14 protein-coding genes are annotated in these 16,157 nt (G+C 72.2%); 8 read left to right on the top strand and 6 right to left on the bottom strand.

Features of this window, described 5'->3' with window-relative positions; translation table 11 throughout:
* Positions 1 to 32: 32 nt before the first annotated feature.
* Positions 33 to 1,208 carry a cytochrome P450 family protein gene (locus AQJ46_RS23500; protein ID WP_059207474.1) on the top strand — a complete coding sequence of 392 codons (1,176 nt, stop codon included), beginning with the start codon at positions 33 to 35 and terminating at the stop codon, positions 1,206 to 1,208.
* Here AQJ46_RS23500 and AQJ46_RS23495 read toward each other — a convergent pair.
* Positions 1,188 to 2,456, bottom strand: coding sequence for an SWIM zinc finger family protein (locus AQJ46_RS23495; protein ID WP_059207473.1), 1,269 nt, complete (start codon positions 2,454 to 2,456; stop codon positions 1,188 to 1,190). The genes AQJ46_RS23500 and AQJ46_RS23495 overlap by 21 nt on opposite strands.
* Positions 2,453 to 5,224, bottom strand: coding sequence for a DEAD/DEAH box helicase (locus AQJ46_RS23490; RefSeq protein WP_404828480.1), 2,772 nt, complete (start codon positions 5,222 to 5,224; stop codon positions 2,453 to 2,455). Before AQJ46_RS23490 ends, AQJ46_RS23495 begins: the two co-directional genes overlap by 4 nt.
* A gap of 297 nt (positions 5,225 to 5,521) precedes the next feature.
* Between AQJ46_RS23490 and AQJ46_RS23485 the strand changes: the two genes are divergently transcribed.
* Both AQJ46_RS23485 and AQJ46_RS23480 read left to right on the top strand, forming a co-directional pair.
* Positions 5,522 to 6,580: an acyl-CoA desaturase gene (locus AQJ46_RS23485; protein ID WP_059207472.1), complete on the top strand. Its 1,059-nt coding sequence runs from the start codon at positions 5,522 to 5,524 to the stop codon at positions 6,578 to 6,580.
* Between the two features lie 130 nt (positions 6,581 to 6,710).
* Complete coding sequence (locus tag AQJ46_RS23480; protein WP_057609876.1) at positions 6,711 to 6,893, top strand: hypothetical protein; 183 nt, start codon at positions 6,711 to 6,713, stop codon at positions 6,891 to 6,893.
* Between the two features lie 53 nt (positions 6,894 to 6,946).
* Here AQJ46_RS23480 and AQJ46_RS23475 read toward each other — a convergent pair whose 3' ends face one another.
* Complete coding sequence (locus AQJ46_RS23475) at positions 6,947 to 7,954, bottom strand: hypothetical protein (RefSeq protein WP_059207471.1); 1,008 nt, start codon at positions 7,952 to 7,954, stop codon at positions 6,947 to 6,949.
* A gap of 135 nt (positions 7,955 to 8,089) precedes the next feature.
* Complete coding sequence (locus AQJ46_RS23470; RefSeq protein ID WP_059207470.1) at positions 8,090 to 8,386, bottom strand: hypothetical protein; 297 nt, start codon at positions 8,384 to 8,386, stop codon at positions 8,090 to 8,092.
* A 349-nt stretch (positions 8,387 to 8,735) separates the two neighbouring features.
* Between AQJ46_RS23470 and AQJ46_RS23465 the strand changes: the two genes are divergently transcribed.
* Complete coding sequence (locus tag AQJ46_RS23465; protein ID WP_059207704.1) at positions 8,736 to 10,097, top strand: FAD-dependent oxidoreductase; 1,362 nt, start codon at positions 8,736 to 8,738, stop codon at positions 10,095 to 10,097.
* A 55-nt stretch (positions 10,098 to 10,152) separates the two neighbouring features.
* Here AQJ46_RS23465 and AQJ46_RS23460 read toward each other — a convergent pair whose 3' ends face one another.
* Positions 10,153 to 10,683: a PadR family transcriptional regulator gene (locus AQJ46_RS23460; protein WP_059207703.1), complete on the bottom strand. Its 531-nt coding sequence runs from the start codon at positions 10,681 to 10,683 to the stop codon at positions 10,153 to 10,155.
* A gap of 108 nt (positions 10,684 to 10,791) precedes the next feature.
* Here AQJ46_RS23460 and AQJ46_RS23455 point away from each other — a divergent pair, with 108 nt between their 5' ends.
* Positions 10,792 to 11,547, top strand: coding sequence for an alpha/beta fold hydrolase (locus tag AQJ46_RS23455; protein WP_059207469.1), 756 nt, complete (start codon positions 10,792 to 10,794; stop codon positions 11,545 to 11,547).
* Between the two features lie 5 nt (positions 11,548 to 11,552).
* Here AQJ46_RS23455 and AQJ46_RS23450 read toward each other — a convergent pair whose 3' ends face one another.
* On the bottom strand, positions 11,553 to 12,152 hold the full coding sequence (locus tag AQJ46_RS23450; RefSeq protein ID WP_059207702.1) for a class I SAM-dependent methyltransferase: 600 nt from the start codon (positions 12,150 to 12,152) through the stop codon (positions 11,553 to 11,555).
* A gap of 153 nt (positions 12,153 to 12,305) precedes the next feature.
* Here AQJ46_RS23450 and AQJ46_RS23445 point away from each other — a divergent pair, with 153 nt between their 5' ends.
* The 3 genes from AQJ46_RS23445 to AQJ46_RS23435 all read left to right on the top strand — a co-directional run bounded on the left by AQJ46_RS23445 (position 12,306) and on the right by AQJ46_RS23435 (position 16,138).
* Entirely contained in the window at positions 12,306 to 13,079 is a 774-nt protein-coding gene (locus tag AQJ46_RS23445; RefSeq protein ID WP_059207468.1) for an MHYT domain-containing protein, read from the top strand.
* Positions 13,080 to 13,142: 63 nt separating this feature from the next.
* The gene (locus AQJ46_RS23440; RefSeq protein WP_059207467.1) at positions 13,143 to 15,668 is read left to right on the top strand and encodes a sensor histidine kinase; all 2,526 of its coding nucleotides are present in this window, start codon (positions 13,143 to 13,145) and stop codon (positions 15,666 to 15,668) included.
* On the top strand, positions 15,665 to 16,138 hold the full coding sequence (locus tag AQJ46_RS23435) for a roadblock/LC7 domain-containing protein (RefSeq protein WP_059207466.1): 474 nt from the start codon (positions 15,665 to 15,667) through the stop codon (positions 16,136 to 16,138). Before AQJ46_RS23440 ends, AQJ46_RS23435 begins: the two co-directional genes overlap by 4 nt.
* Positions 16,139 to 16,157 lie beyond the last annotated feature (19 nt).

The raw sequence follows: 16,157 nt of genomic DNA, 5'->3' as shown, positions 1-16,157 counted from the left end.
CAGCCTGACGACCGCAACCGAAAGGAACCACCATGCCCGCCCCCACTCTCGAGGAGCTGACCCCGGACGGCCATGACTTCGCCTCGAACCCGTACCCCGTCTACGCCGCGCTGCGGGCCAAGAGCGCCGTGCACCGCGTCCTCGTGCCCGGAAGCGGTGAGACCTGGCTCGTCGTCGCCCATGACGCGGCGCGAGCCGCGCTGACCGACCCGCGACTGCGCAACGACATCCGGCATTCCTCGTCCTGGCGGAGCGACGGCGGACACGCCGTCGGCCGCAACATGCTCCAGAGCGACCCTCCGCAGCACACCCGGCTGCGTCGACTGGTGGCGGCTCACTTCACGGCAGGAAGGATCACCGCGCTGCGACCGAGAATCGAAGCCACCGCCCTCGAACTCCTGGAAGCACTGCCGAAGCGGGGAACGGCGGACCTGGTCGCCAGGTACGCGCTGCCGCTCCCCGTCACGGTGATCTGTGACCTCCTGGAGGTGCCCGCGGCCGACCGCGCGGTGTTCCACGCCTGGGCCGACGAACTCGTCATGCCCGCCTCGGCCGAGACGGCGACCGCCGCCGCGGCGTCACTGACCGAGTACCTCGCCGGTCTGCTCGCCCGAACACGCGAACGGCGGGCGACAGGCCTGCTCGGCGACCTCGTGGCAGCCTCGGACCTCACCTCGGAAGAACTCCTCGGCATGGCGTTCCTGATCCTCGTCGCCGGCCATGAGACGACCGTCGACCTGATCTCCGGAACCGTCCACGCGCTGCTGGCCCATCCCGACCAACTCGCCCTGCTCCGCGCCGAACCGGACCTCACCGCCCCTGCGGTCGAGGAGTCCCTGCGCTACAACTCACCCGTGCACGCCACCGCGTTCCGCTTCGCGGCCGAGCCGCTCGACATCGACGGCACCCCGATCCAGGCGGGCGACTCCGTACAGGTCTCCCTCGCCGCGGCCTCCCGCGATCCGCTGCGTTTTCCGGACCCCGACCGCTTCGACCTACGGCGTCCCACGCGCGCGCACCTGGCATTCGGCCACGGCCCGCACCACTGCCTGGGTGCCCCGCTGGCCCGCGCGGAGGCGGCCGTCGCTCTGCGCCTGCTGCTGCGCCACCGGCCCGCTCTCGCCTTCGCGACCGACCCGGGCACGTTGACCTGGCGCAGCAGCACGCTCCTGAGGGGCCTGGCCGATCTACCGCTGCGGTTCGGCTGAGGAGAGCTCCGCCGAGGACAGAGCCGTCGCCGGATCCAGGGCTGCCGGGCCCGCGAGTACCCAGCGTTCCCGCTCCCGGTGGTACGGCCACCACCGCCCGTCCCGCCCCAGGCGCACCTGGGCCAATGCGCCGACGGCCGTCCACCGGTTGCCCTCTGCCCTGAGCGACGGCCGTTCGTCCTCGTCCCAGGCCGAGTCCAGAGCGGCACGCGCGCGTGCGAGTGTGTCGTCCGGGGGCGTCCATTCCTCTTCCAGCACCGACAGCGCCTCCGCACCACCGAGCCCCCACGCGCGCGTGGCGTCCGCCAGCGACTGCGGATCGCGGCCCGATCCGTTGGCGAGCCGTTCCGTCAGTGCCGGGTCGGGCGCGTCGACGGCGAGGCGTACCGCATCCTGAGCGGCCGTCAGCCCGAGTACGGCAAAAGGCCGTTCGGACGGTCGTCGGAGGGCGTCCGCGAGCAGCCGATGAGCCTCTACGGCGGTCCGAGCGGCCAGATGACGGACGGCGACCGGATCGACTCCCGGCCCGGGCGGGGCCTCGGTGTCCAGCGAGGGTGGCGAGCCGGGCTTCTCGGGCATCTCCGCGGTCTCGGGCAGGGGCGGCAGGATGTCGCCGGCCGCATACGCCTCGGCGGCGTCCACGCCTTCCGGTTCGTGAGCTTCCTCCACGGGCGCGGCGCTGCGGCCCTGGAGGTCCTCGATGAGGGCGAGTTCGCCGCGACCGCGCATCAGCAGCAGGACGAAGGGGTCCTGGTCCAGCAGCCGGGCCACCTGATAGCAGAGAGCTGCCGTATGCCCGCAGTGGTCCCAGGCGCCGCAGTCGCACTCCGGTTCCAGATCGCCCAGCCCCGGCAGGAGTTCGATGCCTTCGGACGCCGCGTCCTCGACCAGATGCGGCGGCATCTCACGGTCCAGCAGGGCCGCGACGTGACCGGCCCGCTCGACGGCCATGTCGAGGAGGCGGTCCCACTGCTCGGCCGACAGTTCGGCCAGCAGAACGTCGGCGCGGTGCGTGGTGCGATCATGGTCCTGGACCACGGCCGTGATGCGCCCGGGACGTACCGACACCGCCCCCACGGCGCCCGCGCGGGCGATCCTGCGGCCCGTCTTCACCTGCCCCGAGTCCAGCGCGGCGTCCTCCAGCGCCCGCAGCCAGGCCTGGCCCCACCACGTCTGTGCGAAACCCCGCCCGTGCGCGGGCGGCAGCGCCGCGAACGTGCGCTCCGTGTCAGCGTCATGTCCGGTCATCGTGCACCCCCTCGAAGCTCGACCAGATCGGCCAGCTCCGCGTCCGTCAGCTCGGTCAGTGCCGCCTCGCCGGAACCGAGTACCGCGTCGGCCAACTCCCGCTTGCGGTGCAGCATGTCGGCGATGCGGTCCTCGACGGTCCCCTCGGCGATCAGCCGGTGCACCTGCACGGGCCGGGTCTGGCCGATGCGGTACGCGCGGTCCGTGGCCTGCGCCTCGACGGCCGGGTTCCACCAGCGGTCGTAGTGCACGACGTGCTCGGCCCGGGTGAGGTTCAGGCCGGTGCCGGCCGCCTTCAACGACAGCAGGAACACGGGCACTTCGCCCTCCTGGAAACGCCGCACCATCGCTTCACGCCGGGCGACCGGTGTCCCGCCGTGCAGGAACTGCGACGGCAGGCCACGCGCCGCGAGGTGCTCCTCGATGAGACGGGCCATGCGCACGTACTGCGTGAACACCAGGACGCTCGCTCCCTCGGCGACGATGGTGTCGAGGAGTTCGTCCAGCAGTTCCAGCTTGCCGGAACGGCCGGCGATCCTCGGCTGCTCCTCCTTGAGGAACTGCGCCGGGTGGTTGCAGATCTGCTTCAGCCCGGTCAGCAGCTTCACGATCAGCCCGCGCCGCGCCATGCTGTCCGCCCGGGCGATCTCGGCCAGGGTCTCGCGCACCACTGCCTCGTACAGGCCGGCCTGTTCCTGGGTGAGCGACACGGCACGGTCGGTCTCGGTCTTCGGCGGCAGTTCCGGGGCGATCCCAGGGTCCGACTTGCGGCGCCGCAGCAGGAAGGGGCGCACCAGCCGGGCGAGACGTTCCGCGGCGACCGGATCCTGACCGCTCTCAATGGCCTGCGCGTACCGGGCGCGGAAGGTGCCGAGGCGGCCCAGCAGACCGGGAGTCGTCCAGTCGAGGATCGCCCACAGCTCCGACAGATTGTTCTCCACCGGGGTTCCGGTGAGCGCCACGCGTGCGCGTGCCCCGATCGAGCGCAGTTCCCGGGCGGTCGCCGAGTACGGGTTCTTCACGTGCTGTGCCTCGTCCGCCACGACCATCCCCCACGCGGCTTCGGCGAGCCGGGGCGCGTCCAGGCGCATCGTGCCGTACGTGGTGAGCACGAACTCCCCGTCGGCCAGGCCGTCGAGCTCGCGCCGCGGGCCGTGGAAGCGGCGCACGCGCGTACCCGGTGCGAACTTCTCGATCTCGCGCTGCCAGTTGCCCATGAGGGACGTCGGGCACACCACGAGGGTGGGGCCGGCGGTGGCTGTGTCGGTCTGCCGGTGCAGATGCAGCGCGATCAGGGTGATCGTCTTGCCCAGTCCCATGTCGTCGGCGAGACAGCAGCCGAGTCCCGAGGACGTCATACGGGCCAGCCAGTTCAGGCCCCGGCGCTGGTAGTCCCGCAGGGGCGCGGCGAGCGCGGCGGGTTGCGGGACCGGCTCCTGCGCCTCCGGGTCCGCCAGCCGGTCCCGCAGCGCCGCCAGCCACCCGGTGGGCTGCACCTCGACCCTGCGGCCGTCGACCTCGGCCGAGCCCGTCAGAGCGGCGCTCAGCGCGTCGACGGGAGTCACCTTGCGGTCCTGCCGGGCACGGGCCCGGCGCACCTCGTGCGGGTCGACCAGCACCCACTGGTCACGCAGCCGCACCACAGGCCGGCTGGCCTCGGCGAGCCGGTCCAGCTCCTCGCGCGTGAGCTGCTGGTCGCCCAGCGCGAACCACCAGTCGAACGCGAGCAGCGCGTCGGCGGACAGGAACGACGGAGTGCCCGCCCCGATCCGGTCGCTGTCGTCCGGCGGACCGACCATCGCGCGCGTGGTGAGCTTTCTGGCCAGCTCCTTCGGCCAGTGCACCTCGACACCCAGGTCGGAGAGACTTCGCGCGCCCGCTCCGAGCAGATCGGTGATCTCGTCGTCGGCGAGTTCGACCGCGTCCGGGACGGTGGCCGAGAGCAGCGGGTTGAGCGGGGGCCACGCGCGTGCGGCCCTGCGGAGCGTGAGCAGGCAGTCCATCTGCGTGTGGGGGCCGAAGGCCGTGGAACCGGCCCACACGTCGGCGGCGTCCGCGATGATCGTCGGATCGTTCACGCTGTGCACTTGGAGGACGGCGCGGAAGGAGGGCGCCACACCAGTGGCCAGGCCGTGCACTTCGACGCGCAACGAGACGCGTACGCCCGCGTCGTGGCCCGCGGCGACATCCGCCGCCCAAGCGCGCTGCTCGGGCAGGTGCTGCGGTTCCTGGGCGGCGTAGGCGGGTCCGCCCGTCACCAGGGGTGCCGCGGGGGAGCGGGGCAGGGTGTCGGCGACGGCGTCCAGGAAGGCGCGCACCAGCCGTTCGGGGTCGGGCAGCCGGAGCGGCTCGACGGCGCTCAGGGGTACGGCGTGCGCCTCGGGCGGCATCGCCGCGGCGAGTCGGCGGACACGCTCGATGTCGGCCCCTCCCAGGGGACCCATGCGCCAGGCGTCGTGGTCGGCGGGGGACAGTCCGGGCAGCAGCAGCCCACGGGCCGCGCACTGCAGGGCCAGCACGGCGGCGGCACCCCAGAAGAGGGTCGCCCGGTGCCCGTGTGCGGAGGCACGCGCACGCGTGAGGATCGGCAGGGCGGCGCGGACCGGCAGCAGCACCGCGGGCAGGCTGACCAGATCGACACCGCCGTTGCCGGGTACCACGAGCGTCAGATCCTCGACCGTCCCCGCCGCGACAGCGGGAGGAGGAGCGCCGTCGGACCGCCAGAAGGCCACACTGCCCGTGCGGGCCGGGTCGCCGGGCACGAACACGGCACAGCACAAAGCCAGTTCGGAGATCTCGGACGGTGATGCCGCGGGAAACCTCTGGACAGAGATCGCGGGACTCCTCAAACTTGACTACGTCGGCGGAGTGGTCGAGGGTACATCACCTCTCGGGCCCACTGGGAGTGGCCCTTATCACATTCACGCCAGGGTGTTGTCAACCCCCCGGTGCGGCCGGTGCTGCCCCCAGCACGGAGACGGGGGGTTGCCACATGGTCGCGACCGGTCACCGGTCCGTACGTTTCCTCAGGTCAGCACGTTTCCTGAGAGAGCCGGAGCCCGGACATGCCGCAGAGCACCGCAACCGTCGCACGCCACCCGCGCGGCACGTCCGGCTCTCCGCCCGGCGGAAGCGAGTTCGCACCCCTCCTGCGCGCGGTCAAGGGCCAGTGCCTCCTGGACCGCCGCCACGGCTGGTACGCCCGGACCATCGTCGTCAACGTACTCGCCCTCGCCGGTCTCGTCACCGCCGTCGCCCTGTCCGGCGATTCCTGGCGGACCCTGCTGCTGGCCCCGCTCCTCGCCGTGTTCTGCGCCCGCACCGCCTTCATAGGCCACGACGCGGGCCACGCGCAGATCACCGGTGACAAGGCGGTCGGCCGCGCCATCGGTCTTGTCCACGGCAATCTGCTGCTCGGGATGAGCTACTCCTGGTGGAACCACAAACACCATCGCCACCACGCCAACCCCAACCACGTCGACAAGGACCCCGACGTCGCCGCGGACGTCCTCGTCTTCACCGGCGAACAGGCCAAGGGACGCACCGGCTTCAGGCGCTGGCTCACCCGCCATCAGGCATGGCTGTTCTTCCCGCTCACCCTCCTCGAAGGCGTCGCCCTCAAGGTCCAGGGCTTCCGGGATCTGCGCCGACAGGCGCCGGGGGAGCGTGCGGTGGAGGGCGCCCTCCTGGTGGGCCATCTCGCCGCCTACGCCACCCTGCTGCTGGCCACCATGTCCCCCGGCAGGGCGCTGGCCTTCGCGGTGATCCACCAGGCGCTGTTCGGCCTGCACCTCGGGATGGCCTTCGCCCCCAACCACAAGGGCATGGAAATGCCGGACCCTGACGGCGAGTCCTGGGGCCACCTGCGCCGCCAAGTGCTCACCTCCCGCAACATCCGCGGCGGCACCCTCACCGACTGGTTCCTCGGCGGCCTCAACTACCAGATCGAGCACCACCTCTTCCCCAGCATGCCCCGGCCCCATCTGCGCCTCGCACAGCCGCTGGTGCGCGCCCACTGCCGGGATCTGGGTATCCCCTACACGGAGACCGGACTCGTCGACTCCTACCGACAGGCCCTGAGCCACATGCACGAGGTGGGCGAGCCACTGCGGGCGGACCGCTAGAGGGCGCTCATCCGGGGCGTCTCAGGGCGAGGTCTCAGGGATGTCTCAGGGTCGCGGTTCGGAACTGCAGGAGGCGCGAACCCGTTCCTCTGGACAGAGAGCGGCAACCGCCGCAAAGGAGGCGACGCACATGTCGAAGAACGCGAAGATCGCCGCAGGGGGAGTGGCGGTCGGGCTGCTCCTGCTGATCTGGCTGCCATGGTGGGCCTCGGTCCTGATCATCCTGGGAGTCCCGGCCGCCGCATACCTGACACTGGACCCCTCACAGCGGCGCCGACTGCGCCGCGTCACCCGCAAGGAACTCGGCCGCTGACGCACCCGCACCGGCCGGGAGCACGACAGGCCCGGACGGTGCGGCGCGGCGGTTCAGCTGGGACGTACAGCCATCTTGTCGAGCGCTTCCAGCAGCCCCGGCAGCTGAGGGCCCCGGCCCACCGGCAGGACCTCTCCGGGCTTGTCGTCGAGCAGCACGAACGCGATGTCGTCGGTCCTGGCCACCAGCGACCAGCCGGGACCGTCGGCACGCAGCATCCGCGCCTCGCCCGACGCGAAGGACGACCGGACCCGCCCGAGGGGCGGTGGCGAATCGACGTAGGCGCGGGCCTCCGCGAGGACGCGCCGGATGCCGTTGTGGCCCTTGCGAGGCTCCTTCTCGGTCCCGCCCGAGGCCTGGTTTCCCGCCGCCTGATTTCCCGCGGCCTCGTCTCCCGCAGTGTTTCCTCCCGGGCCCTCGTGGCCCGAAACGTCGTCGCCCGTGGCCTTGTTCTCCGAGGCGTCGCGGTCCGAGGCATCGCGGTTCGCGGCTTCCTGGTCGGAGACCTTGCCGGCCACGGACTGGTCACCCGGGGTCGACCCGCCGTTCGGGCTCGGGAAGGCCGCGTCGTCGATCTGCTCCCGCCACATCGCCCACTGAAGCGCGATCTCATCGGCGCCCAGCCGCCGCTGGGCGGACCCCCATGTCGACGTGTCCGGCGGCGTCAGCGGCGGGCCGTCGGCGGTCTCGGGATCGGGGTCGTGCGGCGCCGGCACGCCCGGCGCGGCGACGGCGACCGCGAGCGGCCAGCCGGGCAGCGCGGCCACGACCGTGCGCTCGTCGGGCGACAGGTCGTACTCCATGCCGCAGTCCCAGGACGCGATGGCGACGGCGACCAGCGAGACGTCGTCGATGACGACCGTCCATCGGGCGCCGCCGCCGTCCTGGCCGAGCACCAGGCCGTACCCGTCGGCCAGCGGTGCCAGACCGAGCGCCGCGCAGGCCTCCGGATAGTCGTCGCCCAGCACGCTCGGGAACTTCGCCGGCGTCAGCAGCACCGCCGTCAGCACATAGAGCGCGTCGTCCGCAGCGGCGACGGCGTCCTCGTCCGTCCCGGCCATCCCAGCCTCCCCATCGGTTCGTCCAACGGCGCGCACCCTAGTGTGCGCGGAAGGCCCTTGTCACGACTACCAAGCACACCCGGAGCTGCAGTTTTCCGGCTGGACGGGGCGAATCGACCATCCCTTGCCGGCCGGTCAGGCCACCGGCAGCCCGAGGAGCGCTCGTGCCACCGTACGCGGCGACTCGTCGCGCTCCCGCGCGAGGGCGATGACGGCCCGGCACGCGAGCTCGCTGACCCCGAACGACAGTGCTTCCGGCGATACCCAGGCCGAGGCCTCGTCGATCCGGTCCTGATCGTCCTCCGCGCAGGCCGAGACGTACGCGGCGGCGGCCTCGAACAGGTTGTGCGTGCGGCCTTCCCGGCCGGTGGGCGCCTCGGTGCGCAACGCATCGACGAATCTGGCGCTGGACTTGCGGATCCTGCCCCACATGCCGACCACCTTCCCCCTGAGTGACGTGGTCCTGCCGAATGTGCATCTTCTGCTACTCACCGTAAGGTCGGAGCCCTGGTCGCAGAAGGGGGACGAGGTGGCGAAGCCTCAGTCCGCCCGTCGGCCGCCGCCCGTTGCGGCACACCCGGATGATCGATGAAGCCGACGGCCCGGGGCGGTCGTCCCCATGACGCTCGGAAGGGCCGGAAAACGGTCAACCAGCTTTGCGGGGCTGGATACTTGTGTCTTCTCACCACTTGGCTACCAGGGGAGCGGTTCGGTGAACTCTGCCGGAGAGAAGAGCCGTTGGGCCGCGGACGACGGCCGCGGCGGTCGGCACGCCGTGGTCGTGGGCGGGAGCCTCGCAGGGCTTCTCGCGGCACATGTCCTGGCCGGGCACGCCGACCGGGTGACCGTCGTCGAGCGCGACCGGTTGCCGGACGGCCCCGAGCCGCGGCCCGGCGTGCCACAGGGCCGGCATCCGCACGTCCTGCTGCAGGGCGGGCAGGTGGCCATGGAATCGCTGCTGCCGGGGTTCCTGGCGGAGCTGCGGGAGGCGGGCGCGCCTCGAGTGGGCATGCCGTCGGACATGGTGATGTGGCAGACCGGCCGCTGGTTCCGTCGGCTGCCCGCGACGACACACATCTACACCGGTTCCCGTGCACAGTTGGAGGACATGGTGCGGCGGCGGGTTCTCGCCAACCCGGTGATCAGCGTGTTCGAGGGGACCGACGTCGTCGGGTTCCTCGGTGATGCCTCGCGTGTGCGGGGTGTGCTGGTGCGGGACCGCTCCGGCGACGCCCGTGCCGCGTCCCGGCCTCTGGATGCCGATCTGGTCGTCGACGCCTCCGGCAGCGGCACCAAGGCTCCGCAGTGGCTGGCGGCGATCGGCGCCGAGGGCCCGCAGGAGGAGACCATCGACACCGGACTCGCCTACGCCTCCCGTGTCTACCGCGGCACGAACGGCGCCCTCGACGGCGAGACCCGCGGCTACTACGCCTATCCCGACCCCGACCAGGTGCATGCCGGTGGCGCACTGCCGCTGGAGGACGGCAGCCACCTGGTGATCGTGTCGGGCCTGCGCGGTGACGAACCGCCCACGGACGACGACGAGTTCGTGACGTACGCCAAGAGGTTGCCGCATCCGCTCCTGCACCGGTGGCTGGACGAGGCCGAACCGCTTTCCCCGGCCTTCGGCTTCCGTCGGACCGCGAACATCCGCCGCCGCTACGACCTTCCCGGCCATCCGGCAGGATTCCTCGCCACCGGCGACGCCCTGTGCACCTTCAACCCGATCTACGGGCAGGGCATGGCCGTGGCCGCGATGAGCGCGGTCGCCCTGCGGGACGCGCTGGCCGACCGGCGCCGGACACCCACGACACGGCGCGTGCAGCAGGCGCTCCTCGCGGCGTCCCGGCTGGCGTGGGACATCTCAGCCGGGGCGGACCGCAAGATGCCGGGCGCGGTCGGCACGGCGACCGACGGTGGGCCCGCGGACCAGATCGCCGGCTGGTACCTGAGCCGCGTCCAGGAGCGGGCCCCGGGCGACCCTGTCGTGGGGCGGGCCTTCCGTGCCGTGCTGACCCTCTCCGCGCCCGTCACCGCCCTGTTCGCTCCGCCCGTGGCCCGGGCCGTCCTCTTCCGGCCACCCTCGCCGACGCCCGCCGAGCCGCCCGCGGCACCGGAGGAGCCCGGGTCCCGGGCGGAGTGATCAGCTGACTCGCGCTGTGCGCTTCGGTGCCGGTCCTCCCGCGCTTGGCCGACGCCTACGAAGCGGCGTCGAGTGACGCGATCGTCTCCCGCAGCCAGCTGAGCTCGGCCCGGGAGGTGGCGCGTGCGATGGTCAGCACACCGCGCCGGAAGGGATCGTCCAACTCCTCGGCGCTCAGCGGCCGGTCGCCTTCGTAGAAGAAGCTCGCCGGCTCCTCCAGGAAGGCGAGTCGGCGCCGCAGTACGGCCGCCTGCGCGCCGGCGTCGTCCAGGTGCCGGAGGAAGGCGAGGACCGTGAACCAGCGGTTCTCGTCGGTGATGTCGCGCGCGGCCGGTTCGGCGAGCCGGCGGCGCAACTCCTGACGGCCTTCGTCGGTGAGCGTCAGGACATGGCGCGGCGCGGCCACGGCACCAGGTTCCGTCGCGCGCGCCAGCAGCCCCGCCTTCTCCAGCCGCTTGATCGCCGGATACAGCGTGCTCTCGGCCACGGGCCGCACGTGACCCGCCAGCGCTGTGATGCGTTTGCGCAGCTCATAGCCGTGCAGCGGGGTGTCGTAGAGGAATCCGAGGATAGCGAGCTCCAGCATGCACGCATTCTGCCGCATCAGCGTTGTACATCCCTCCCGTCTTACCTCCTCTTCGCTATACATCGGTGACGATGTATTGTCCTGGGTGACGCATCGAGGGAGGGCACCATGAGGCAGGCCGAGTTCGACGGCAAGGGAAGCTGCATCCGCTGGACCGAGACGCCCGGCGAGGAGCCGGCACGCGTGTACGTGCACGGGCTGGGATCGATCTCGACTGTGTATCACGCGCACATCGCGGCCCGGCCCGAACTCGCGGGTCGGCGCAGCTTGTTCGTCGATCTGCCCGGACACGGGGTCAGCGACCGCCCCGAGGGATTCGGATACACGCTGGAGGACCACGCGGACGCCCTGGCCGCCGCTTTGCACGCCGCGGATCTGACCGGCGTCGAGATCGTCGCGCACAGCATGGGCGGGTCGGTCGCGCTCGTCCTGGCTCACCGTAGGCCCGAGCTCGTCTCCCGGCTGGTCCTCACCGAGGCCAACCTCGACGCCTCGCCTCCGGCCACGGCGGGCAGCACCTGGATCGACGCCTATGAGGAGGACGACTTCGTCGCCGGCGGACACGCGCGCGTGCTCGAGAAAGTCGGCCCGCTGTGGGCGGCGACCATGCGGCTGGCCGACCCGCGCGCCCTGCACCGCAGCGCGACCGGGCTCAGGCGCGGATCGGTGCCCATGATGCGCGCGATCCTCGAAGGGTTGTCCATCGACCGCGTGTATCTCCAGGGCGAGCTCAGCGGTGAACTGGAGGGGCGGCGGACGCTGGAGGCGTCAGGAGTGCGGGTGATGACCGTCCCCGGCGCGGGTCACAACGTCATGCTCGACAACCCCGACGCCTTCGTGGCTGCGGTCGCCGGGACGGAGTGAGCCGGTCAGTCCTCGCGGACGGCCAGGGCCAGGAAGCGGGCGTCCTCGTCGGCGTACGACGTCATGCGCCAGCCCGCACCGGCCAGCAGGGGACGGAGGTGGGGCTCCGCGCGCAGGTCCTCCGGGGTGATCTGCCGGCCCTGGCGTGCGGCCAGCGCTGCTCTGCCGATCGGGTGGAACAGGGCCAGGACGCCGCCGGGCCGCACCACCCGGGCCAACTCGCGCAGATTCTCGGCCGGCCGGGGCAGATGGGAGATCAGGCCCGCTCCGAAGACGGCGTCGAGTGACCGGGAGCGGAGCGGCAGCGCGGCCACATCGGCGAGCAGTAGCTGCCCGTCCCGATGCCGTCCGGCCCCTACGGCGGCCTCCAGCATGGCCGGGGTCAGATCGGCCCCCAGGACGACCCCCGAGGGCCCCACGGCCGCACGCAGGGGCGGCAGGGCCCGTCCGGTGCCGCAGCCCGCGTCGAGCACGCGGTCGCCCACGCGCAGCCCGAGCTCCGCGACCGCGGCGGCGTAGGCCGGGCCGTCGTCCGGGAACCGGCTGTCCCAGTCGGCGGCACGGGCCGAGAAGAACTCCTGGACATGTGTGTGGTCGTCGGTCATGTTCCGCATGATCCCTCACCGACACGGATGAGGGCCCGTGCGCACACGTTCGAGCGTGACGCGATCGTTCAGATGCATCTCTGCGCCATATTGCGGCACCTTTCGAAATGCGCCCTCTTTGTGCGCCCCTGCCCCCACTAGCGTCCCTTGGTCATGGGACACCTGGACCACGCTGCCCTGGGCTGGCTGACGCCCACGCTCTCGTACGTCATGGCCTGTATCGGCGCCGCGCTCGGCCTGCGCTGTACCGTCCGCGCGCTCGGCGCCACCGGGCGTTCGCGCCGCAACTGGCTCATCACCGCGGCCTCGGCCATCGGGACCGGCATCTGGACCATGCACTTCGTGGCCATGCTCGGCTTCGGCGTCAGCGGTACCGACATCCGCTACGACGTACCACTGACCATCGTGAGTCTCCTGGTCGCGATGGTCGTCGTCTCCGCGGGGGTCTTCGCGGTCGGCTACAGCCGTGACCGGGTCCGCGCGCTCTTCCTGGGCGGGCTCACCACCGGCCTGGGCGTGGCGAGCATGCACTACCTGGGCATGGCTGCCGTACGGCTGCACGGCGACGTCGACTACGACCCGGTGCTGGTCGGACTCTCTGTCCTCATCGCCGTCGTCGCGGCGACGGCGGCCCTGTGGGCGGCGCTGAACATCAAGTCGCCCGTCGCCGTCACCATCGCCTCCCTCATCATGGGTGCCGCGGTCAGCAGCATGCATTACACCGGGATGTTCGCGGTGAGTGTGCGGGTCTCGCCCTCCGGTGCCGTCCTGCCCGGGGCCACGGCGATGCAGTTCATCTTCCCGCTCGCCGTCGGTCTCGGCTCCTACCTGTTCCTGACCTCGGCCTTCGTCGCCCTGTCGCCCACGACGGGAGAGCGCGAGGCATCCGCCTCTGCCCAGCGCGCGGTCGAGAGCGTCCCCTCCTAGCGGCGGATCCCGGCCGGACGGCCCGACGACACGCCCCCCGAACCACTCCCGAGCGAGGAGGCCATGCGTACACCGCGTAGGACCCCCACAGACGGCGCCGAGGCGCCGCTCCAGACACCCGCGCGCGGGCGACGCGCACATGCCGGACGACCGGCCGACGAAAGCCCGGACGACCCGGCGGGCCCCCTGCCGGAGGACATACCCGAGCGCACGGGGCACTGGCGGATACGTCCCCGCACAGTCCGCGCCAAGATCGTCTGCCTGCTCATGGTGCCCGTCGTCTCGCTGCTCGCCCTCTGGGCGTACGCCACGGTCACCACCGCCCAGGACGTGTCCCGGCTGCGCCAGTTGCAGCGCGTGGACAACGCCGTCCGCTCTCCTGTCACCGACGCCGTGACCGCGCTCCAGGCGGAGCGTGCCGCCGCGGTCCGCTACGCGACCGACCCGTCCGCCGCGCAGAGCGACGACCTCCGCAAGCTCGCCGAGCGCACCGACCAGGCCGTGGCACGGCTGCGGCTCGGTGACGGCAACACCGTCGCCGACAGCGAGGAACTGCCCGCCGGTGTCGCTCAGCGACTCGAAGCCTTCGTGACCGGCGCCGAACAACTGCGCTCCGTGCGCACCGCCGTTCTGGACCGCAGCGCCGGATGGGACGAGACGTACGGTCGCTACACCAGGACCATCACCGGTGCCTTCGTGGTGGGCGGCGCCCTCACCGGCATCCAGGATGCCGACCTCGGCTCCGACGCGCGCGTGCTGCTCGAGTTCTCCCGTGCCCGCGAGTCGCTGGCCCAGGAGGACGTGGTGCTGGCCAGCGCGCGCCTGTCGGGCGTTCTCGCCGGTGAGCGACTGCGCCTTTTCACCGGAGCCGTCGACACCCGCAGGGCCCTCACCGAGGGCGCCGTGGCCGACCTGCGCGGCTCCGACCGCACCGCCTGGCGGAAGGTCGCCGACAGCGGCGCGTACGCCACCGTGACCGCCGCCGAGGACCGGACACTCGCAGCCGCCCCCGGCACCCGCGCCGTCGAGGCGACACCGCAGGGCACCTGGCAGGCGGCACACACGCGTGTGCAGAGCGGCATGCGGACCGTCGAACAGGCGGCGGGCAGCGGTGTCGCCCACCGCGCCGACCCGTTCACCCGGGGGCTGCTCACCCCGGCCGGCGCCGCGGTCCTGCTCGGTCTGATGGCCGTCGCCGCGTCGCTCGTCATCTCCGTGCGTATCGGGCGCGGACTCGTCGTCGAGCTGGTGAGCCTGCGCAACAGCGCCCTCGAGATCGCCCGCCGCAAGCTGCCCGAGGCCATGGGGAGGCTGCGGGCCGGCGACGAGATCGACATCCAGTCCGAGGCCCCGCCAGGGCCGCCCGCGGAGGACGAGGCCGGACAGGTCGCCGAGGCCCTGACCACCGTGCACCGCGCGGCCTTGCGGGCCGCTGTGGAGCGCGCCGAACTCGCCAGCGGCATCTCCGGGGTCTTCGTCAACCTCGCCCGCCGCAGCCAGGTCCTCGTCCACCGCCAGCTGAGCCTGCTCGACAGCATGGAGCGCCGCTCCGACGACCCGAACGAACTGAGCGACCTCTTCCGGCTCGACCACCTCACCACCCGCATGCGTCGCCACGCGGAGAGTCTGATCATCCTCTCCGGAGCGGCACCCGGCCGCGCCTGGCGCATGCCGGTGTCGCTGACCAACGTGGTCCGCGCGGCCGTCTCCGAGGTCGAGGACTACGCGCGCGTGGAGGTGCGTCAACTGCCCGACGCCTCCGTCGTCGGCGCGGCGGTCGCCGACCTCACCCACCTGCTGGCCGAGATCATCGAGAACGCCGCCCAGTTCTCACCGCCCCACACGCGCGTGCGGGTCACCGGGGAACCCGTCGGCAACGGCTACGCCGTCGAGGTCGAGGACCGCGGTCTGGGCATGGGCAAGGAGACCCTCGCGGAGGCCAACCGCCGCATCGAGCAGTCCGAGGCACTCGACCTGTTCGACAGCGACCGGCTCGGCTTGTTCGTGGTCAGCAGGCTCGCGGCCCGGCACGGCATCAAGGTGCACCTGCGCACCTCGCCCTACGGCGGCACCACCGCGGTCGTCCTGCTGCCCACGGCGCTGCTGCACATCAAGGCGGCGGAACGTTCCCCCGCCAAGGCCGCGGACCGCGAACGGCTCACGGGACGCGAGTACGCGCGTGTGGCGGCCGCCGAACAGGACCAGGAGTCCGTCCCCGCCCCGGCCGAGCGGCCCGCCCTGGTGGCTCCCCTGACGGCCTCGGCGGACCGGGGAACGACCGACACACCGCCCTCCGGAGTCACCGCCCTGCGTCTGCACCGGCCGCCCGACGAGCCGGAGGAGTCCGGCGACCTCCCCCGCCGGGTGCGGCAGGCGCACCTCGCTCCCCAGCTGCGCGAACAGCGATCCGAGGAACCGGCCCGGGCAGCCGCAGACCGGGACGACGACGGCCGTACACCCGAGATGGTCCGGGACCGGATGGCGGCGTACCGGGACGGCTGGGCGCGCGGTGGCGGCAGGCAGCCCGGCCGTGGTGCCGCCCCTGATTCCCCAGCGGGCAGAGACAGCAGCGAAGGAGACCGAGGATGATCCAGGACCCGAGCACGAGGGCCGACATGGGAGTCCCCCCGCGCGAACGAAGCCGGGAGTGGGGAAGGTCCGGCGAACTCGACTGGTTGCTGGACGACTTGGTGCTGCGGGTGAGCGAGGTGCGGCATGCCGTGGTGCTCTCCAACGACGGCCTCGCCGTGGGGGCCTCGACGGACCTGCGCCGCGAGGACGCGGAACACCTCGCCGCGGTCTCCTCCGGCTTCCACAGCCTGGCCAAGGGGGCGGGCCGGCACTTCGGTGCCGGGGGAGTGCGCCAGACCATGGTCGAGATGGACGACGGCTTCCTGTTCGTGGCCGCTGCGGGAGACGGCTCCTGTCTTGCCGTCCTCACCGCTGCTACCGCGGACATAGGCCTGGTCGCCTACGAGATGGCACGGCTGGTCAAGAGGGTCGGCGAGCACCTCTACACGCCACCGCGCGTGGGCGCGCGGCCCCCTGCGGCGGGATGAGAGGGAAGGGCGGTCGGCT

The sequence above is a fragment of the Streptomyces canus genome (assembly GCF_001514145.1).
Taxonomy (GTDB): domain Bacteria; phylum Actinomycetota; class Actinomycetes; order Streptomycetales; family Streptomycetaceae; genus Streptomyces; species Streptomyces canus.
Note: the sequence above shows the minus strand (reverse complement) of the source record. Positions and strands in the feature narration are given on the sequence as shown.